We start from the raw sequence: 18511 nt of genomic DNA, 5'->3' as shown, positions 1-18511 counted from the left end.
GGGCCATGGCTGGCAGCCGTGCGAAGGAAAGCTGCTTGTCGTGGGCGGCGGCGTGGGCGCGGCGCCCCTATTCATGTTTGCCGAACAGCTGGCGGCCGACGGCCATCCGTTTGAGGTCGTGCTGGGCGCCCAGACCGAAAGCATGCTGGTCACGCGCGCCGATTACGCGGCGCTTCTGGGACGTGACCCCATTCTTGCCACCGACGACGGCTCCGTGGGCTACGCGGGGTTCTGCACCGAGCCCGTGCGCGAGCAGCTGGCGACCGGCGAGTATGCGGGCGTGTTCTGCTGCGGACCCGAGCCGCTGATGCGCGCCGTTGCGGGCATCGCCGCCGAGGCGGGCGTGGCGTGCTGGGTTTCTATGGAAAAGCGCATGGCTTGCGGCGTGGGCGCGTGCCTGTCCTGCGTGGTTGAAACGCACGAGGGCAAGCGCCGTTCGTGCGTCGACGGCCCCGTGTTCGATGCGAAGGATGTGGTGTGGTAATGGCTGTGAACATGCAGGTGAATCTGGGCGGCCTGATCATGCCCAATCCCGTGACCGATGCATCCGGCACCTTCGCCGCCGGTCATGAATACGATGCGTATTGCGACGTCTCGCGCATGGGTGCGGTCACCACCAAGGGCGTGTCGCTCAACGGCTGGGAGGGCAATGACGCTCCGCGTATCGCCGAGACCCCGTCCGGCATGCTGAACTCCATCGGCCTTCAGAACCCTGGCGTGGCGCACTTGTGCGAAGTAGATCTGCCCTGGATCAAGTCGCAGGGCGTGCCGGCCATCGTCAACGTTTCCGGCCATAGCCTGGAGGAATACGTCGCCGTGGTGGAGGCGCTCGAGGCCGACGGCCAAGCCGATGCCTACGAGATTAACATCAGCTGCCCCAACGTGGATGCGGGCGGCCTCACCTTCGGCACGCACGTGCCCAGCGTGGAGGCCGTGGTGGGGGCCTGCCGCGCCGCCGCCACTAAGCCCATGATCGTCAAGCTTTCGCCTAACGTGACCGATATCACCGAGATCGCCCGCGCGGCGGAGGCGTCGGGCGCCGATGCCATCTCGCTCATCAACACGCTTTTGGGCATGGCAATCGACGCCAAGACGCGCCGTCCCAAGCTGGCGCGCGTGGTGGGCGGCCTGTCCGGTCCGGCGGTCAAGCCCGTGGCGCTGCGCATGGTGTGGCAGTGCCATAACGCCGTCAAGATCCCCATCCTGGGCATGGGCGGCATCATGACGGGGGAGGACGCCATCGAATTCATGCTGGCCGGCGCCACCGCGATCGCGGTCGGCACGGCGAACTTCGTCAATCCCCATGCCGTCAACGACGTGCTCGACGGCATGATCGAATACTGCGAGCGCTACGGCGTAAGCGATGTGAACGAACTGATCGGAGGACTGCAATGCTAGCAGCATACGAAAGCGTCCCGCGCGCCGACCGCGTGATCGTGGCGCTCGACTGCGACCGCGCCACGGCGCTCGATCTGGCCAAGCGCCTTCAGGGCAAGGCCAAGTGGCTCAAGGTGGGCATGACGCTGTATTACGCCGAAGGCCCCGCCATCGTCGAGATCTTCAAGCTTTTGGGCTACAAGGTGTTTCTCGACCTCAAGTTCCATGACATTCCGCATCAGGTGGAAGGCGCGGCCGCTTCTGCCGTAGAGGCCGGCGCCGACATGATCACCATGCACGCCGTGGGCGGCGTGCCCATGATGGAGGCTGCCCAGCGCGCCGTCGACGAGTCGGGCACCGACGCCGATACGCTTGCGATTACGGTGCTCACAAGCATGGACGCCGATACGCTTGCCGCGACGGGCGTGACGCGCGGCATGGAAGAGCAGGTCAAGCAGCTCGCCCTGTGCGCGCAGGAGGCGGGGCTTTCGGGCGTTGTCGCTTCGCCCCAGGAGGCCGCCATGCTGCGCGAGCTTCTGGGCCCCGACGCGATGATCGTCACTCCGGGCGTGCGTCCTGCGGGCGCCGATCTGGGCGACCAGAGCCGCGTGGCCACGCCCAAGGCCGCCTTCGACGCAGGCGCGTCGCATATCGTGGTGGGCCGTCCCATCACGCAGGCCGACGACCCCGTGGCCGCGTTCGAGCGCATCGCCGCCGAACTTTAGCGGATTGTCTCTGACCACGGAAAATTCACAGGTCAGGGGCATAAAGGCGCTTTTTTGCGCAATCTTTGAAAGCGGCAGGCGCAAAGTGGATGAAAATCTTGAAACGCGCGTCTGGTGTGGTATTATCGCCAATCGCCGCCTAGATGGGGCGGCTGAACTATGAAGGAGTGAACTACCGATGGCTATCCCTCAACTGAGTGCTGAAGAACGTCAGGCCGCCCTCGAGAAGGCAAAGGCCGCCCGCATCAAGCGTGCACAGGTCCGCGACGACCTCAAGTCCGGCAAGCTGTCCCTCAAGGAAGTCCTGGACATGAAGGACGATCCCGTGGTGGGTCGCATGAAGGTCTCCACGCTGATCGAGACCATGCCCGGCTACGGCAAGGCCAAGGCCGAGAAGATCATGGGCGAGCTCAAGATCGCTGAAAGCCGTCGCCTGAAGGGCCTGGGCGAGCGCCAGGAAGCCGCTCTGCTCGAGCGTCTGGGCTAGTTCGCAAGGTCGATTCCATGCGCCGCGGAAACCTCTTCGTCATCTCCGGCCCCTCGGGCGCCGGCAAAGGAACGCTTGTGTCCCGAATCATGGAGAGGGTGCCCGACGCATGGCTCTCCATTTCGGTCACCACGCGCGACCCGCGCGAAGGCGAGGTGGACGGCGTGCATTACCTGTTCTACGACGATGCGCGCTTCGACGAGCTTGTTGCCCACGACGGTTTTTTGGAGTGGGCGCAGGTCCACGACCATAAGTATGGCACGCCGGCGCATCTTGTGAGGGAGCATCTGGACGCAGGATGCCAGGTCATCCTCGAGATCGATGTCCAGGGCGCGTTTCAGGTGCGCGAGCGCGTTCCCGAGGCGCACCTCGTGTTCATCGAGCCTCCTTCGCTCGAAGAGCTCGAAAGGCGTCTGCGCAGCCGCGGCACTGAGGACGAAGAGTCCGTCGCGCTTCGCATGAACAACGCCAAGCTGGAGCTAAGCCGCAAAATGGAGTATGATATTCGCTTCGTGAACGACAACCTCGATGAGTGCACCGACGAACTGGTTGCCTATATCGAGCGAACCGCTGAGACTGACGAGGAATAGATAAGCATGAGCATCATCGACCCGAAGATTGACGTCCTGCTGGACGAGACCGACAACGACCGTTTCCTGCTGTGCGCTCTGGCGTCCAAGCGCGCCCATGACATCAACGACATGATGCGTGGCCAGCGCGAGCGCGCCATCGAGCTGTCGAGCGCCGTCGAGATTGCCAAGGCGAACGATATGAAGCCGCTTTCTATGGCATTCAAGGAGATCGCTCGCGGCGAGGTGTCGTACGACCCTGAAACCATTGATATTCATCAGCACTAACTGATTTGTAGCGTTTTCAAAGGGGGAAAGGGAAGGGGAGGAATCCCCTTCCCTTTCCCCCTTTGTATCCCCCTTTTCCTTCCTCTCGCTCCAGCACGCGGGGGAAACCGGATATTTGAACCGTGTGGCCCACAGGGCGGCCATCGCTTTCGCTCGGCCGCGGTTCGTGGGCTTTGGTTTGTTTGAAGCTTTGCCAAGTGTCTCTGATGTTGTGTGTCGCCTTGATGGGTCGGTATGGCCCTATGAGCTTAGTATCGCTTTGTGGGCATATGCGATTGCGGCATCGCCTCCCTTGGCGGCGAGCGAAGCGATGCCGCAGGGGCACCGAAAAGCTTGCCAGGCATCTAATCTGGCGTGTCACGTGGGAGAGCGAAGCGAATCCCACCGCGCGAAGCGCGAACCCAAAAGAGTTTGAGACACTTGGCAGGGTCTTAATCGCGATGCATGCTGTGCACCGCGGGCAAGCGAAGCGATGCCCGCAGAGTAGGCGATGAAGTTATAAGCATCCGGTGTCCCGTGCGCCCTGGTGCGAGGAGCAAGGGGAGGGGGATGCAAAGGGGGAGGGGGAAGAGGATTCTTCCTCTTCCCCCTCCCCCTTTGACAAGAAAGGCAACCATGCAATTTCAACGAATCTGCCTGGCTCACTACCATGAGCTGGGATTGAAGGGTCACAATCGCACGCTCTTCGAGAAAAAGCTCATGTACAACCTCCAGGCCTTGCTCGACCGCCCGTGCGTGGAAAAGGTCATCCGCATCTCGGGGCGCATTCTCGTGATGTTCGTACACGATGCCACCGAAGAGGATGCGGAATCCACGGTGAGCCTCATCGCTCGCGTGCCAGGTGTCGCGCGCGTGAGCTGCGGATTCTCTTGCGAACGCGATATAGACATCATGTGCGAGGCCGCCGCTCAGGCGCTGGCCGAGGCAGGGGAGTTCACCACGTGGAAGGTCGTGGCGCGCCGCAGCCACACCGATTTCGAGATCGATTCCATGCAGATGAACCAAATCGTGGGCGCGTATCTGTGCGAGCGATTCCCCGACAAGCCTGTGAAGATGAAGCATCCCGATGTGGAGGTTCACGTCGAAGTGGTGCAGGGGCATGCCTACATCTATGCGCTGAGCGTGCCCGGCGTGGGCGGTTTGCCCGTGGGCACGGCCGGCAAAGTGGTGTGCCTTATCTCTTCCGGCATCGACTCGCCTGTGGCCATGTGGCGTATGGCGCGTCGCGGGGCCACCGTTATCGGTGTGCACTTCTCGGGCCGCCCGCAGACGGCTTCGACTTCGGAATATCTGGTTGACGACATCGCGCACGTGCTTGAAGAGTTCGGCGGCGTCGCACGCGTGTATATCGTGCCCTTCGGCGACTACCAGCGCGAGATTGCCATGCGCGTTCCTCCTGCGCTGCGCATCGTCATCTATCGCAGGCTCATGATGAAGATCGCCGAGCGCATCGCCCATAAAGAAGGCGCGAAAGCGCTGGTGACGGGCGAGAGCCTGGGACAGGTGGCGTCTCAGACGCTTGACAACCTGGCCGCCACTAACGCTGCGGTTGATATGCAGATATTCCGTCCGCTTATCGGCTGCGACAAGCTGGAAATCATCGCCGACGCGCAGAAGCTGGGCACCTTCGAGATTTCCAGCAACCCAGCGCCCGACTGCTGCACGCTGTTCATGCCGCGCAGCCCCGAGACCCATGCGAAGATTCCCGAGGTAGAGGCGGCGGAGGCTGACCTGCCCTACGATGAGTGGATCGACGAGATCATGGACGCGCTCGAGCTTCACGAATATCGCTGCCCTTCGTCATATTGGCGTACCAAGCGTCGAGAAGCGGCGAAGAAAGAGGAGCGCGTCTAAGTGATAGGCGCGTTTGCCAAGGTAATCTGCCCGCGCTACAACTCCGATGGTTCGATGTTTGGCATCCACCCCGCCGCGATTGTTTCTCGCCTGTTAAATCATGCGCCGTATGCCGGATAATTCGCCCCGTTCAATGGACTTGACTGGCCAATCTCTCCATAATGTTTTGAACGCTATCGCAGGGTAAAGCGCGATAGCAACGTATCCGTTTCGAGTGCGTCGCGACGGGCGGCGCAATATGGGAAAGGGGATGATGGGGATGGCAGACGAGTCCGCAAAGAAAACCAGGCCGGGCAAAGTCGTGCAGTTCGCAGGCACCCTGGTGGGAACTCTGGTAGGTTCGGGCTTCGCCTCGGGCCAGGAGGTCATGCAGTACTTCACATCGTATGGAACCCTGGGCATCTTCGGTAGCTTCGTCACCACGCTGCTGTTCGCGGTTCTGGGCGCTGTGTTCATGAACTACGGCTACAAGCACGCGAACGCCGTGGACTTCTCGAGCTTCCGCTTCTTCGCCGGCAAGTACATCGGCACGTTCCTGCAGTGGTTCACCATTCTGTTCTGCTTCCTGATCGGTATCATCATGCTGTCGGGCGCAGGCGCCACCTTCAATCAGTATTTCGGTCTGCCGCAGTTCGTGGGCAGCGCCATCATGTGCGTCATCGCGTTGGCGAGCGCTCTTCTGGGCATGAAGCGCATCGTCAACCTGCTGGGCACCATCGGCCCTGTGGCCATCGTGTTCCTTATCATCATCGCCCTGGTTGCGTTCTTCACCAACTTCCAGAACCTGGGCAATGCCGATGCGGCCGTCGCCGCGGCTGACGCCGAGGGCGACGTGCTTCGCGGCATCGGCGACTCTGTGAACTGGTGGTTCGTGGGCGCAGTCATGTACGTCGCTTACAACATCCTGGCGGGCGTTCCGTTCATCTCGCGCATGGGCGCCGAGGCCAACACCCAGAAAGAGGCTGTGCTGGGCGGTCTGTTCGGCGGCTTCCTGCTGGGTCTGTGCGCCGTGTGCCTGAATCTGGCCATGCTGTCCACCTACGCCGACGTGAGCCACCTCGAGGTTCCTGCCCTGCAGTTCGCGCAGATGATTTCCCCGGCCGTGGGCATCGTGTTCGCTATCGTGCTGCTGATCATGATCTACAACACCATCGTTCCGATGTTCGTGTCGGTGGCCAACCAGTTCGTCACCGAGGAGCAGGACCCCGTCAAGCACAAGACGCTGATCGTCGCCTTGGCCCTGGTCACGCTCATCGGCGGGCAGCTGCCGTTCTCCATCCTGGTGAACACCATCTACCCGTTCGTGGCGTACTTCGCCATCGCGTTCATCGTCATCATCGTCGCCCGCACCATTTACTGGAAGGCTACGGGCAAGACGCCTGCTATGGAGCGCGATAACGACTAATCGTCCATCCATTAGCTGTACAATGATATGAAACCGGCGCGGCGGATTCGTCTGCCGCGCCGCCGTGCATGCGGCAGGGCTCTCGTTTCCCGGGCAAGCGCGTTTGGCCGGGGACGTGCGCCGCATGGGCGGCGAAGCGAGCAAGAGAAAAGAGGTTCATCATGGCGGATGCTGAGAAGAAGCTTTCGCAGCAGATGGTGCAGCAGGAGCAGAAGTATTATGCTCCCACGGGGCGCATCCCGTACTACGACATGGTTATCGACCACGGCGAAGGTGCCATGCTCTACGATGTGGACGGCAACGGCTACATCGATCTTCTGGCGAGCGCGTCGGCAACCAACGTGGGCCATTGCCACCCGCGCGTGGTGGATGCCATCACGCAGCAGGCGCAGAAGCTGATTCATTACACGCCGGCATACATGTATCACACGCCTGAGATTGAGCTCGTGCAGAAGCTGTGCGAGATTGCGCCGGGCCCGAGCCCCAAGAAGGTCGTGTTCGGCAACTCCGGCTCCGACGCCAACGACGCCATCATCAAGTTCGCGCGCGCCTACACCGGCCGCCAGTACATGGTGAGCTTCCAGGGCGCCTATCACGGTTCCACCTATGGCTCGCTCACGCTTTCGGCCATCAGTTTGAACATGCGCCGCAAGATGGCTCCCTTGCTGCCCGGCGTGTATCACATCCCGTATCCCGACGCCTACCATGAGGGCGTGGACCATCTCTCCGAGGAAGAGCAAGCTGCCTACTTCATGCACCCGCTGCTGGAGATGTGTGAGAACTACCTGCCGCCCGAGGAGATCGCCTGCATCATCATGGAGCCCATCGCGGGCGATTTGGGCATCATCGTGCCGCCCAAGGCCTATGTGGAGCAGCTGTATGCGTTCTGCCAGAAACACGGCATCCTATTTGCCGTGGACGAGGTGAACCAGGGCATGGCGCGCACGGGCACCTGGTGGTCCATCGAGCATTTCGGCATCGAGCCCGATTTGATGAGCGTGGGCAAGTCCATCGCCAGCGGCATGCCGCTTTCAGCCGTCATCGGCAAAGCCGAAATCATGGATTCGCTCGACTTCCCGGCGCATCTGTTCACCACGAGCGGCAACCCCGTATGCTGCGCGGCATCGCTTGCCACGATCGGCGTCATCGAGGACGAGGGCCTGATCGAGCGTTCGCGTGAGCTGGGCGCATACGCGCGCGAGCGTTTCGAGGACATGCAGGCGCGCCATACGATCATCGGCAGCGTGCACGGCATGGGTCTCAACCTGGGCATCGACATCGTGGAGCCCGGCACGCGCACCAAGTGCGCCAAGGACGCGCTCAAGATCATCTATCGCGCCTATGACGAGGGCGTGGTCATGATCACCATCGCGAATTCCATTCTGCGCTTCCAGCCGCCGCTGGTCATCACCAAGGAGCAGCTCGACCGTGCGCTCGACGTGCTCGACCAGGTCATCGGCGAGGTCGAAGAAGGCAAGGTGCCCGATGACGTGGTCCCTGCCGGTAAGGGCTGGTAAATATTAGGTTTTCTATACCATCGCTTCATGGGTGACCATGGGGCGGAATCGGAAAAGCCGCGACTTTCGGGTCGCGGCTTTTTGATGCCGTCTGCGTAGCGTGGCGCCGGGCAAGGTTCTGGCAAGATTTTGGCAAGGTTTCGACGAGAGGGAGAGGGGCTGGGCGCCGATTATGTGTCAAAAGCGCCGCGCGATTCGGGGAAGATTGCGGCGAGCGTCGGGGGTGCAGAGCGTATAATCCGCGCCGCAAAAACCGAACGCGCGGGAAAGGGTTTGGCAAGGTTTGCTAGCTAGCATCGGATATGGCCGATGAGACGGCGTCCGAGGTGACGCCCGATGCGGAAGGCGGTGCCCCATGCCGTTCACTCAAACCTCAGAAAGCTTCTTCACCAAGATTCGTTCTTTGCGCGTGCCGCCCGCCGCACTCATCGGCGCCGCCGTTCTTGCAGCGATTTGCGTGGCCGCTGTGGCGTTCGGCCCCTTATCGTCGGGAACGCCGTCGTTCGTTGTCCCCGGCGATGCTGTCGAGGAGTCTCATGAGGGTTCGAAGAAGGATGAAGCCGGGGCTGCAGCAGATTCGTCGTCAGTAGAAGATTCGAATTCGACTGATACGGAGCCACAGAACCCCGTGACCTATGTGACCGTGCACGTTGCGGGATCCGTTGCTGAGCCAGGTATTTATTCGATGCCCGAAGGCTCTCGCGTGCAGGACGCGGTGGATGCCGCAGGCGGGTTTTCCAAGGATGCCGCGCCTGACGCCGTGAACCTCGCTCGGGTGCTTCAGGATGGGGAGCAGGTGGCTATTCCTACCAAGGAACAGGTCCAGCAGGGATCCGTTTCTACGGGAGCCGCTCAAGCGTCGGGAGCTGCCACCTCGACCGCAACCGCCATTGTCAACATCAATACGGCCGGCGCTGAAGAGCTGGATACGCTTCCGGGAGTGGGACCCGCTACCGCTCAGGCAATCATAGAGGAGCGCGAGTCGGGCGGTCCGTTCGCTTCCATTGAGGACATCCAGCGTGTGAGCGGCATAGGGGAGAAGAAGTTCGAGAAGCTCAAAGATTCGATTTGCGTGTAGGGCGGGACGATGGATGCCCACAGCGACCGCAGGCGCACCTCGATGGCGGCTTCGCTTGTGGAGTCGTTTCTAGGGGAGGGGCATGCGAGGGGCGGGAGAGGGCGGTGCCCGCTTCGGCCGATTCCTCCCATGACATTCCTGATTGCCGTTGCGGTGTGGGTTCTTGCTGCCTGCCTTGCGTTGTATAGGGTAGAAGCGGGACTTGTGGAGCGCGGCGTGCCCGATGGGGCGCGCGCTGGCGAATATGTGCTCGAGCTCACGGCCGATGCGCAACAGGGCGATTTCGGGAACAGCGCCAAAGCGCACGTTCTGTTTGCCGACGGAAGCCGAATGAACGTGCTGCTCTCGTACGAGGGTGACGTGCTTTACTTCGCACGCGAGCGGATTGCGGGATCCGTACGTTTCTCCGAACTTTCCGATTCGTCGTTTGCTCGATACGCCTTGGAGGGCGTCGTGTGCCGCGCCACTGTGTCCGACGTCAGATTGTGCGAAGATCAGGGCGTGCTTGCCCCGGTGCTCGCGGCGCGTCGGTGGGCATCGGAATGGTTCGATGAGATTCCAGGCGTGGGGTCCGCTCTGCTTCGCGCTTTGCTTCTTGGGGATAGAAGCCATCTGGATGAAGACGGGCTCTACGATGCCATGAAAACGGTGGGGCTCGCACATATGGTCGCCGTGTCGGGCTCACATCTGGCTGTGGTAGGCGCGTTCGTGTCAGCGCTCCTTGTCAGGATTGGAGCCCCTCGACGTGCGTGCGTGGTCGCATTGTGCCTGTTCTATGCCGCGTATTCCGTGTTCACGGGGCTTTCCGCTCCGGTAATCAGGTCGGCTGTTATGGCGGGCGTCGCTATCTCGTGCATATTCGCATCGCGTCGGACATCGCCGCTTGCCGCGCTTTCGGTATGCGTATGCGTGCTCGTGGCGTTCGACCCTTCTCTTGCGGTTTCGCTGTCTTTCTTCCTTTCCGCGGCGTCCACCTTCGGCGTAGTGATGTTCGCGGGGCTGTTCTCTTCGTGGTTCGCATGCGCAACAGGTGGGCGATTTGGAACGGCCTGCGAAGCGTTCGGCATGACAGCAGCGGCGAACCTTCCCATCTTCCCGGTGACGGCGAGCGTTTTCTCGCGCGTGCCGCTGGTATCGCCGATTGCCAACTTGGTTGCCGCTCCCGTTTTCTCGGTGCTGCTTCTGGGCGGTCTTTTGTCTCTTGCGATGGCGGCGGCGATGCCCGATGCGGGGATGTGCGTCTTGCGAGTGTTTTGCGCCATCTCTGGGTTATTTTGCGGTGCAGCAACGGTTCTCTCCCATATGCCCTTCGCTGCGGTTCCATGTTCGATGGGGCTAGTGGAGGCGGCCGTTGCGTCCATCGTGGTGGTTGTGCTTATTTGGGCTGTGTGGCCCCTTCCAACGGGCAGGACAGTGAGGGCTGTCGCTTGCGCGCTCTCTGCGTTCTTTATTGTGTTTGCGTTCGCCGCCTCGCGGCTGGCGAGCGACGAAATCGTCATGCTCGATGTCGGGCAGGGCGATGCGATTCTCATCCGCAGCCAAGGTGCCGCGCTGCTTGTGGACACGGGCAACCAGGACGCGAAGCTTTCGGCGGCGCTTGCGAGACATGGGGTCATGTCGCTTGACGGGGTGGTGATCACCCATCATGACGACGACCATTGCGGCTCGCTTCCGGTTCTCGACTCTTTGGTGGCGCAGGGAGAAGTGCTTCTTTCGAGCCCTACCTTTTCTTGCGAGTGCGACGGATGCACCGAACTCGTTGCGGATGCGCAGCGCGTTGCGGGGCAGCGCGGCGTGAGCGGGATATCGAAGGGCGAGACTATCAAAGTGGGGCGCTTTACGTGCTTCGCCGTATGGCCGGAAGCGTTCAGCGAGGAGGGCGGTAATGCCGACAGCCTTTGTCTCCTTGTGGAATACGACGCCCAGGGTGACGGGATTTCTGAATTCAGCACGCTTTTGACGGGTGACGCCGAGGCCGATCAACTCGATGCCATGACGGAATCAGGGCTGGTGGGACATGTTGACGTGTTCAAGGCCGGACACCACGGAAGCAAGAACGGCGTAAGCGAAGCGGCATTCGAAACCCTCTCTCCAAAGGTCGCGCTCATCAGCGCTGGCTTGGACAACCGTTATGGGCATCCTTCGCAAGAGGCGCTCGATGCGCTCGAAGACGTGGGAGCCCATATCTTCCGCACTGACCACATGGGTGATGTGACCTGCAGATTCTCCGATGCAGGGATAGAGGTGTTTACGCAGAAATCAGACGCATCGAATTGATTGTTATTGCTGACGTGTAATTTATAAGCTACAATAAATGAGGGAAAGATGCTCCAGATCGTAAAGACTGCACAATTTGAAAAATGGCTCAAGCGAATCAAGGACACACATGCTCGCTCCATCATTGAGGCGCGAATTGGAAAAATCGCATTTAGGGGCGAGTTGTGCGGCGATTGGAAAAACTTGGGCGAGGATTTATTTGAGATGAGGTTCTTTATCGGGCCGGGGTATAGGGTGTATTTCTCATTGAGGGGCGGAACGCTTCTGCTGCTTCTTCTTGGAGGGGATAAAACTACTCAATTACTGGATATTCGTAAAGCGAGAAAACTGCTAAGGGAGTGGAAAAGGAACTATGAAAACTAGATTTTCCGAGTTCGATATCGCGGAGTACCTGAAATCGGAGGAGGACATCGCTGAATACCTCAACGCAGTTGCCGAGTATGATGACCCAGAGTTTTTTCAGGCCGCGCTTGGCGATGTCGCTCGCGCTCGCGGGATGACAAACATGGCGAAGCAAACAGGGCTTTCGCGCGAGAACTTGTATCGTGCCCTTAGCAAAGACGGCAATCCGCGCCTCAAGACATTGGAAAAGATCTTCGATGCGTTGGGTATTGAGGTGGTGTTCAGAAAGAAGACGCCCAAAGATAAATCGTCTAATCCGGTCGGATAAGGCATCCGCTCGTCTTGGTTTGCGCTAGACTAGCCCTATGACTGAATCGAATCTTCTTCCTGCATACCTCGTCAACGGCGAGGACGAACTCAAGCGCGAAACCGTGCTCAAGCGCTTGCGCGCTCGCATGGACAAGCTGGGCGATATGGATTTCAATTCCGACACGTTCGACGGCCCCGATGCCGTGGGCGCCGACATCGTGACAGCCTGCAACACCATGCCATTTGCCAGCGAGGCGAGGCTCGTGGTGGTGCGCAACGCTGATGCGCTCGGCAAGGCCGATTCCGAGGCGGTTGTCGAATACCTCGCATCGCCAAGCCCCACGACGGTGCTCGCGTTGGTCGCGCGGAAGTTGGCGAAGAACACAAGGCTCTATAAAGCGGTCGACGCGCTGGGAAAGCAGGCCGTGATAGACTGCGCACCCAAGAAGGCGTATGAGCTGCCTAAAGTCGTGCGCGGCATGGCGGTGTCGCACGGCGTTACGCTCAACGACGCGGGCGCTCGCCGTTTGGTGGAGCTTGTGGGCGAAAATACCGTCCATCTGGATGCCGAAATCAAAAAGCTTGCTTTGGCGCATCCGGGAAGCCAGCCCATCGGCGCCGCCGAGGTCGAATCGCTCGTCACGCGCAGCGCCGAGGTGAAGCCGTGGGATTTCACAGCGGCGTTCGCGGCTCGCGATGCAGCACAATGCGCCTCCCTTTTGGGGAAGATGGAATCGGTAAGCCCTTATGCTCTCATAGGAATGTGCGTCACGCGCTTGCGCGAACTGATTGCAGCTCATGCGCTCGCTGCTCGGGGGCAGGGTGGAACCAAAGCGCTCGCGATGCATCTCAAGCAGCCGGAATGGCGCGTGAAGAATCATCCTACGTGGGCGCGACGCTGGTCGGCGGACGAGTTGCGCCATGCGTTGGTGTCGGCGCGCGATGCCGAGCGCGCTATGAAAAGCGGCACCGATCCCAACGACGCCTTCATGAATTGGATGCTTTCCGTCGTGCGCACGCGCTAACGCGATGCCTTGGCTGCAACAAAAAAAGCCCGCGATTGCTCGCGGGCTTTGCTTTGCTCGGTGTGAGCTTGTGCCAGATGGCGTGCTGCTATTCGGCAGCCTCTTCCTCGGCGGCAGCGGCGGCCTCTTCGGCAGCCTTGCGGTCATGGGCGGCCTTCTCCAGCTTCAGGGTAGCCTCGCGACGCTTCGCCTTCTCGGCGTCGGCGGCGGCGTAAGCGGCCTTCTTTTCAGCCTTGCGGGCGGCCTTCTTGGTGCCACCCTTCACCTCGGGGACGCGCTTCTCACGCTTGGGGGCGTTGGCGATGTCCTCGGGGGTCACGACGGTGTTGGCCAGCTGCATAACGCCGCTCTTGCGGTTGGCGGCCTGGTTCTTGTGGATGATGCCCTTACCGGCAGCCTTGTCCAGCAGGCGGCACGCCTCCTGGGCAGCCACGTAGGCCTTCACGCCATCCTTCTCGGCGACAGCCTCGCGCACGCGGCGCACGGCGGTCTTCAGGGCGGACTTGCAGGCACGGTTGCGCTGGCGGGCCTTCTCGGCGGTCAGGATGCGCTTCTTCTGGCTCTTGATGTTTGCCACAGTTCTTTCCTCCATTAACGTGGGGTGTGTCCAACAATCGCCGCGGTTGGGTCTTGGCGATTGCTTGCGGCCTTTTGCCGCGTGCTCATGCGCTGTACGCTCCGTATCGGCCGAGAGTTGGGGGCGGAGCGCGACGGGCATGTGGTCAGGCCCGCATTGCGCACAGCGATGGATAACTATAAGCGCACGTGCGCCCGCAGTCAAAGGAAATCTTGCAAATATGGAGGAATATCTGCGAAAACGTACAATCACGCTTCACGAATTGGATAGTATGATGCGCCGATACGCAAACATGAACAGGAGACGTCCTTGAACTACAACAACGTGAAATTCATGGCGGCATACGGCACATCCAAGCAGCTGCCCCCTTCGCGCCGCGCCGAGGTGTCGTTCGCCGGCCGTTCCAACGTGGGCAAATCATCGCTTCTGAACAGGCTTTTCAATCGTAAAAAGCTTGCGAAGGTCTCGTCGAAGCCCGGCAAGACCTCCACCATCAACTTCTTCGAGGCCGATTCGGCGGATTTTGTCGACCTTCCCGGCTATGGCTATGCGCAGGTGTCCAAATCGGAAAAGGCGCGTTGGGCCGAGATGATCGAAGGTTATTTCAACCAGGACCGCGATTTCGCGCTGGTTGTGTCGCTCATCGACATACGCCATCCCGCCACCGCGCTTGACGTGCAGATGGTGGGCTTCCTGCAGACCGCCGGCTTCCCGTTCATCATCGTGCAGACCAAGGCCGACAAGCTGAGCAAGTCGCAGGTGTCTCGCTCGACCGCCGCGCTGCGCAAGCAGCTCGAGCTGGGGCCGGACGTTCCCGTGGTTGCCGTCTCGTCCGAGAAGGGCACGGGCATCGACACGCTCAAGCGCCTCATCGATTCGTATATCGAGGATTAGTGGCGCGTCGGCGTCGATGCGCCACGTTCGCTGCCGCGTTCGTGCGAAGAACGCGTGCAGCACGTGAACGTGGCCATTCGTGCGAGGTTTTCTCATTTACAATAGGTGCGTTTGACGCAAAGACAGAATCCAGGCATACGTAGAAAAGGTAGTGCATGGCGACCGACCCTCAATACATCCGTAACTTCAGCATCATCGCGCATATCGACCATGGCAAATCCACGCTCTCGGACCGCATCCTCGAGCTCACGGGCACCGTGGCGAAGCGCGACATGACCGATCAGCTGCTGGATTCCATGGACATCGAGCGCGAACGCGGCATCACCATCAAGAGCCAGGCGGTACGCGTGATGTACACCGCTTCCGACGGTCACGAATACCAGTTCAACCTCATCGACACGCCGGGCCATGTGGACTTCACCTACGAGGTGAGCCGCAGCTTGGCGGCATGCGAAGGCGCCGTTCTGGTGGTCGACGCCACCCAGGGCGTTGAGGCGCAGACGGTGGCCAACGCCATGATGGCCATGAACGCAAACCTGGAGATCATACCGCTCATCAATAAGATCGATCTTCCTTCCGCCGACCCCGAGCGCGTGAAGGGCGAGATCGAAGACGGCCTTGCCATTCTGGCCGACGACGCCATTCTGGCCAGCGGCAAGACGGGGGAGGGCGTGCCCGACCTGCTTGAGGCCGTGGTCACTATGGTGCCGGCGCCCGAGGGAGATGCGAATGCGCCGCTTCGTGCGCTCATTTTCGACTCGTATTTCGACCCGTATCGCGGCGTGGTGGCGCTCGTGCGCGTGGTGGACGGCTCCATCAAGAAGGGCGACGAGGTTCGCCTGGTGAACGCTGGGACCGAGATTCTAGTTGAAGAGGTTGGCGCCCGCCATCCCGCCGAGATCGCTCTGCCCGAGCTTTCTGTGGGCGAGGTAGGATACCTGGTCACGGGTCTCAAGGACGTCTCGCAGGTGCGCGTGGGCGACACCATCACCACCTCTAAGGGCGGCGTGACCGAGCCCTTGCCGGGCTATCGCGAGGCCAAGCCCATGGTGTACACGGGCTTGTTCCCCATCGAGAGCGACCAGTACGAAGACCTCAAGGAGGCACTGGAGAAGCTTTCGCTGAACGACCCGGCGCTTATCTGGGAGCCTGAGACCAGCCATGCTTTGGGCTTCGGCTTCCGCGTGGGATTCTTAGGCCTCCTCCATATGGAGGTCATCAAGGAGCGCCTGGAGCGCGAGTTCGGCCTGGATCTCATCGCCACGGCTCCCAGCGTTGAGTACCACGTGTTCATGACCAACGGCGAGGTGATCAGCCTCCATTCGCCGCAGGATATGCCCGACCCCTCCAAGATCGACCACGTCGAGGAGCCGTACCTCAAGGCGACCATCATGATTCCGCCTGACTACGTGGGCGCCGTGATGGATCTCACGGTTTCGCATCGCGGCACGTTCAAGACGATGAACTACCTGTCGACCACCACGGTGGAGCAGATCTGGGAAATTCCTTCGTCCGAGCTGATTCTGGATTACTTCGACCAGCTCAAGAGCCGCACCAAGGGATATGCGAGCCTCGACTACGAGTTCGACGGCTACAAGCCTGGCGCGCTGCAGAAGCTCGACATTCTGCTGTCGGGCAAGCCCGTCGACGCGTTGAGCTTCATCGTGCACAAGGACAAGGCCTACGACCGCGGCCGCGTGCTGTGCGAGAAGCTCAAGGGCATCATTCCCCAGCAGATGTTCGAGGTGCCCATCCAGGCGGCGGTGGGCGGTCGCGTGCTTGCACGCCAGACCGTGCGCGCCAAGCGCAAAGACGTGCTTGCCAAATGCTACGGCGGCGACATCAGCCGCAAGCGCAAGCTGCTGGAGAAGCAGAAGGCGGGCAAGAAGCGCATGAAGGCAATCGGCAACGTGGAAGTGCCGCAAGAGGCGTTTATGGCAATCCTGAAGGTTGATGAATAGCATGGCAAGAAACGACGATTACGATTGGTTGAACGATCCGTTCGACGAGAAGAAAGCTGCGGCAGAGCGCGAGCGCGCGCATATGGGCGGCGGGTCGAAAGCTGCGGTGGCCGTTGGGTGCCTTGCCATCATCGTGCTCGTGGTGATCTTGTTCGCCGTGGGCGGCTGGATGCTTCTGGGCATGTAGCTTCGGCTTTTGTAAGTGTTTTCGGGCGCGGTTCTCGCGCCCGTTTTGCATAGGAAGGAGGGCGGACATGCCGCACGATCCGTACAAGGCGCTCTACATTCATCTGCCGTTTTGCAAGCATCGTTGCGCGTACTGCGATTTCGCGACGCAGGCGATTTCCGCCGATAGCCCTGCAATCGACGAATATATCGAAGGCCTCGTCATGGATATTCGCCGCAAGGCGAAAGAGGGCGAGCTAGCGCACATCGAAACCGTTTACCTTGGCGGCGGCACGCCAAGCTATATCGGCCAGAAGCGCCTGAGTTCGCTGCTGTATGCGCTCGGCGTGTCCATGGACCTCACTCCCGAGGTCGAGTGCTCTATGGAGGCGAACCCCGAATCGCTGACCCCCGAGCTCATCCGCGACGTCTATGCGCTGGGCGTCAACCGCCTATCCATCGGCGTGCAGAGCTTCGACGACGGCCTTCTGAAGACGCTCGACCGCATCCATGATTCGGCGCGTGCCGAAGAGGCGGTGCGCGCGGCGTTAGAGCGCTTCGAAAACGTGTCGATCGATCTGATGTGCGGCATTCCCGGCCAAACGCCGGACATGTTTTTGGCCGACCTGCAGAAGGCGGCCGATTTGGGCGTGACGCATGTGAGCGTGTATCCGCTGACCATCGAGGACCACACGCCCTTCCGCCGCATGGTGGACTCAGGCGAGCTGGAGGACGTCAACGAGGAGCACGAGGCGCTGATGATGGGCATGGCGCCCAACGTGCTGGGCGCGGCGGGCTTCCATCGCTACGAGGTGGCGAGCTACGCCAAAGACGGGTACGAATGCCGTCACAACAAGGCATACTGGACGGGTGTGCCGTATCTGGGGCTGGGCGCGTCTGCCGTCACCATGACGCAGAACGAGAGCCGCCGCATGCGCGTGCAGGACGGTCAGGTGGTGGACGACCTCGACCGCCGTCAGATGTGCGCCGAGGATTTAATGATGAAGATGCGTATGTGCGCAGGCGTATCCGAGGAAGAGGTGCGCGAGGCCGCGCTGCTTCTGCCCGACGTGCTTGAGGTGTTCCGCGGGCTGGTACGCGATCATCTGGTGAAACGTGAGAACGGACGCTATACGCCGACGCTCGGCGGCTGGCTTTTAGGGAACGAGCTTTACGGGAGGATTTATGAATTGGCTCCGTAAGCTTCTCTTGCCGCAGGGCGGGGCTGGCATGGGGGGATGCCATGCTCAAACAGTCCTGGGCTCGCACAATCGCCCCACTGGAGCGATTGGCTCGTGCGGAACTGCGCGTGACATCCCCCCATGCCAGCCCCTTGGGCAAGCCGAAGGCAACTCCACCTGCGCCTGCGTGGAGCCGCGTGCTGATCTGCCCGCGCTTACGCCGGTGCTTCTGGCTCCAATGGCGGGGGTGAACGACATCGCGTTTCGATCGCTGTGCCTTGAGTGCGGGGCGGACCTGACGTATACCGAGATGGTTTCGTCCAAGGCGCTGTCGTTCGCCAACGAGAAGACCCGTCATCTGCTCGACCGAGCTCCCAACGGGCGGTTGTTGGCCGTGCAGCTGTTCGGCCACGAGCCCGAGACCATGGCGCGCGAGGCGGCGTGGGTCGAGGAGCAGATGGGCGAAGCGCTGGCCTATAT

19 protein-coding genes and 1 pseudogene are annotated in these 18511 nt (G+C 61.0%); 19 read left to right on the top strand and 1 reads right to left on the bottom strand.

Annotated elements, in window-relative coordinates; genetic code table 11:
• The 14 genes and pseudogenes from Q0J60_RS08375 to holA form a co-directional block, all read left to right on the top strand.
• Positions 1-484: pseudogene (locus Q0J60_RS08375) on the top strand (dihydroorotate dehydrogenase electron transfer subunit); the annotation flags it as partial.
• Positions 484-1398 carry a dihydroorotate dehydrogenase gene (locus Q0J60_RS08370; RefSeq protein ID WP_294440491.1) on the top strand — a complete coding sequence of 305 codons (915 nt, stop codon included), beginning with the start codon at positions 484-486 and terminating at the stop codon, positions 1396-1398. The pseudogene Q0J60_RS08375 and the gene Q0J60_RS08370, both read left to right, overlap by 1 nt.
• Positions 1392-2102, top strand: coding sequence for an orotidine-5'-phosphate decarboxylase (gene pyrF / locus Q0J60_RS08365; protein WP_294440489.1), 711 nt, complete (start codon positions 1392-1394; stop codon positions 2100-2102). Before Q0J60_RS08370 ends, pyrF begins: the two co-directional genes overlap by 7 nt.
• A gap of 178 nt (positions 2103-2280) precedes the next feature.
• On the top strand, positions 2281-2589 hold the full coding sequence (gene mihF, locus Q0J60_RS08360) for an integration host factor, actinobacterial type (protein ID WP_123208923.1): 309 nt from the start codon (positions 2281-2283) through the stop codon (positions 2587-2589).
• A 17-nt stretch (positions 2590-2606) separates the two neighbouring features.
• Positions 2607-3179 carry a guanylate kinase gene (gmk, locus tag Q0J60_RS08355; protein ID WP_294440486.1) on the top strand — a complete coding sequence of 191 codons (573 nt, stop codon included), beginning with the start codon at positions 2607-2609 and terminating at the stop codon, positions 3177-3179.
• Between the two features lie 6 nt (positions 3180-3185).
• A complete protein-coding gene (locus tag Q0J60_RS08350) occupies positions 3186-3446 on the top strand; it encodes a DNA-directed RNA polymerase subunit omega (protein ID WP_294440484.1) in 261 nt (86 codons plus the stop codon).
• A gap of 615 nt (positions 3447-4061) precedes the next feature.
• Positions 4062-5300, top strand: a complete 1239-nt coding sequence (thiI, locus tag Q0J60_RS08345) for a tRNA uracil 4-sulfurtransferase ThiI (protein WP_294440479.1) — start codon at positions 4062-4064, stop codon at positions 5298-5300.
• Positions 5301-5559: 259 nt separating this feature from the next.
• On the top strand, positions 5560-6705 hold the full coding sequence (locus Q0J60_RS08340; RefSeq protein ID WP_294440477.1) for a hypothetical protein: 1146 nt from the start codon (positions 5560-5562) through the stop codon (positions 6703-6705).
• Positions 6706-6866: 161 nt separating this feature from the next.
• A complete protein-coding gene (locus tag Q0J60_RS08335) occupies positions 6867-8222 on the top strand; it encodes an aspartate aminotransferase family protein (protein ID WP_294440474.1) in 1356 nt (451 codons plus the stop codon).
• A 355-nt stretch (positions 8223-8577) separates the two neighbouring features.
• Positions 8578-9300 carry a ComEA family DNA-binding protein gene (locus Q0J60_RS08330; protein ID WP_294440472.1) on the top strand — a complete coding sequence of 241 codons (723 nt, stop codon included), beginning with the start codon at positions 8578-8580 and terminating at the stop codon, positions 9298-9300.
• Between the two features lie 129 nt (positions 9301-9429).
• Positions 9430-11577 (top strand): DNA internalization-related competence protein ComEC/Rec2, encoded by a 2148-nt coding sequence (locus tag Q0J60_RS08325; protein WP_294440470.1) that lies wholly within the window; start codon positions 9430-9432, stop codon positions 11575-11577.
• A gap of 48 nt (positions 11578-11625) precedes the next feature.
• Entirely contained in the window at positions 11626-11940 is a 315-nt protein-coding gene (locus Q0J60_RS08320) for a type II toxin-antitoxin system RelE/ParE family toxin (RefSeq protein ID WP_294440469.1), read from the top strand.
• Positions 11930-12247 carry an addiction module antidote protein gene (locus Q0J60_RS08315; protein ID WP_294440468.1) on the top strand — a complete coding sequence of 106 codons (318 nt, stop codon included), beginning with the start codon at positions 11930-11932 and terminating at the stop codon, positions 12245-12247. The genes Q0J60_RS08320 and Q0J60_RS08315 overlap by 11 nt, the downstream gene beginning before the upstream one ends.
• A gap of 37 nt (positions 12248-12284) precedes the next feature.
• Positions 12285-13253 carry a DNA polymerase III subunit delta gene (gene holA, locus Q0J60_RS08310; protein ID WP_294440467.1) on the top strand — a complete coding sequence of 323 codons (969 nt, stop codon included), beginning with the start codon at positions 12285-12287 and terminating at the stop codon, positions 13251-13253.
• Positions 13254-13341: 88 nt separating this feature from the next.
• Here holA and rpsT read toward each other — a convergent pair whose 3' ends face one another.
• The gene (gene rpsT, locus Q0J60_RS08305) at positions 13342-13830 is read right to left on the bottom strand and encodes a 30S ribosomal protein S20 (protein WP_294440465.1); all 489 of its coding nucleotides are present in this window, start codon (positions 13828-13830) and stop codon (positions 13342-13344) included.
• Positions 13831-14139: 309 nt separating this feature from the next.
• Between rpsT and yihA the strand changes: the two genes are divergently transcribed.
• From yihA to Q0J60_RS08280, 5 genes are all read left to right on the top strand, one after another.
• Entirely contained in the window at positions 14140-14724 is a 585-nt protein-coding gene (gene yihA / locus Q0J60_RS08300; protein ID WP_294440463.1) for a ribosome biogenesis GTP-binding protein YihA/YsxC, read from the top strand.
• A 155-nt stretch (positions 14725-14879) separates the two neighbouring features.
• Positions 14880-16685, top strand: coding sequence for a translation elongation factor 4 (lepA, locus tag Q0J60_RS08295; protein WP_294440461.1), 1806 nt, complete (start codon positions 14880-14882; stop codon positions 16683-16685).
• Between the two features lies 1 nt (position 16686).
• The gene (locus Q0J60_RS08290) at positions 16687-16872 is read left to right on the top strand and encodes a hypothetical protein (RefSeq protein ID WP_294440455.1); all 186 of its coding nucleotides are present in this window, start codon (positions 16687-16689) and stop codon (positions 16870-16872) included.
• Positions 16873-16939: 67 nt separating this feature from the next.
• Positions 16940-18052 carry a radical SAM family heme chaperone HemW gene (gene hemW / locus Q0J60_RS08285; RefSeq protein WP_294440453.1) on the top strand — a complete coding sequence of 371 codons (1113 nt, stop codon included), beginning with the start codon at positions 16940-16942 and terminating at the stop codon, positions 18050-18052.
• A 217-nt stretch (positions 18053-18269) separates the two neighbouring features.
• Positions 18270-18511: tRNA-dihydrouridine synthase (locus Q0J60_RS08280; RefSeq protein WP_294440493.1), on the top strand; the 242-nt coding region annotated here is incomplete at its 3' end.

Source organism: uncultured Slackia sp., from assembly GCF_944321625.1.
In the GTDB taxonomy this organism is placed as follows: Bacteria; Actinomycetota; Coriobacteriia; order Coriobacteriales; family Eggerthellaceae; genus Slackia.
The sequence above is the reverse complement of the archived record's forward strand: the minus strand, read 5'-3'. Positions and strand labels throughout refer to the sequence as shown.

Bases quoted from the DNA above. Each gene is read 5' to 3' on its own strand.
- hemW (WP_294440453.1), top strand. From the start codon at position 16,940: ATGCCGCACGATCCGTACAAGGCGCTCTACATTCATCTGCCGTTTTGC.
- Q0J60_RS08290 (WP_294440455.1), top strand. From the start codon at position 16,687: ATGGCAAGAAACGACGATTACGATTGGTTGAACGATCCGTTCGACGAG.
- Q0J60_RS08350 (WP_294440484.1), top strand. From the start codon at position 3,186: ATGAGCATCATCGACCCGAAGATTGACGTCCTGCTGGACGAGACCGAC.
- Q0J60_RS08340 (WP_294440477.1), top strand. From the start codon at position 5,560: ATGGCAGACGAGTCCGCAAAGAAAACCAGGCCGGGCAAAGTCGTGCAG.
- mihF (WP_123208923.1), top strand. From the start codon at position 2,281: ATGGCTATCCCTCAACTGAGTGCTGAAGAACGTCAGGCCGCCCTCGAG.
- Q0J60_RS08320 (WP_294440469.1), top strand. From the start codon at position 11,626: ATGCTCCAGATCGTAAAGACTGCACAATTTGAAAAATGGCTCAAGCGA.
- Q0J60_RS08330 (WP_294440472.1), top strand. From the start codon at position 8,578: ATGCCGTTCACTCAAACCTCAGAAAGCTTCTTCACCAAGATTCGTTCT.
- pyrF (WP_294440489.1), top strand. From the start codon at position 1,392: ATGCTAGCAGCATACGAAAGCGTCCCGCGCGCCGACCGCGTGATCGTG.
- Q0J60_RS08370 (WP_294440491.1), top strand. From the start codon at position 484: ATGGCTGTGAACATGCAGGTGAATCTGGGCGGCCTGATCATGCCCAAT.
- lepA (WP_294440461.1), top strand. From the start codon at position 14,880: ATGGCGACCGACCCTCAATACATCCGTAACTTCAGCATCATCGCGCAT.
- gmk (WP_294440486.1), top strand. From the start codon at position 2,607: ATGCGCCGCGGAAACCTCTTCGTCATCTCCGGCCCCTCGGGCGCCGGC.
- Q0J60_RS08315 (WP_294440468.1), top strand. From the start codon at position 11,930: ATGAAAACTAGATTTTCCGAGTTCGATATCGCGGAGTACCTGAAATCG.
- holA (WP_294440467.1), top strand. From the start codon at position 12,285: ATGACTGAATCGAATCTTCTTCCTGCATACCTCGTCAACGGCGAGGAC.
- Q0J60_RS08325 (WP_294440470.1), top strand. From the start codon at position 9,430: ATGACATTCCTGATTGCCGTTGCGGTGTGGGTTCTTGCTGCCTGCCTT.
- thiI (WP_294440479.1), top strand. From the start codon at position 4,062: ATGCAATTTCAACGAATCTGCCTGGCTCACTACCATGAGCTGGGATTG.
- Q0J60_RS08335 (WP_294440474.1), top strand. From the start codon at position 6,867: ATGGCGGATGCTGAGAAGAAGCTTTCGCAGCAGATGGTGCAGCAGGAG.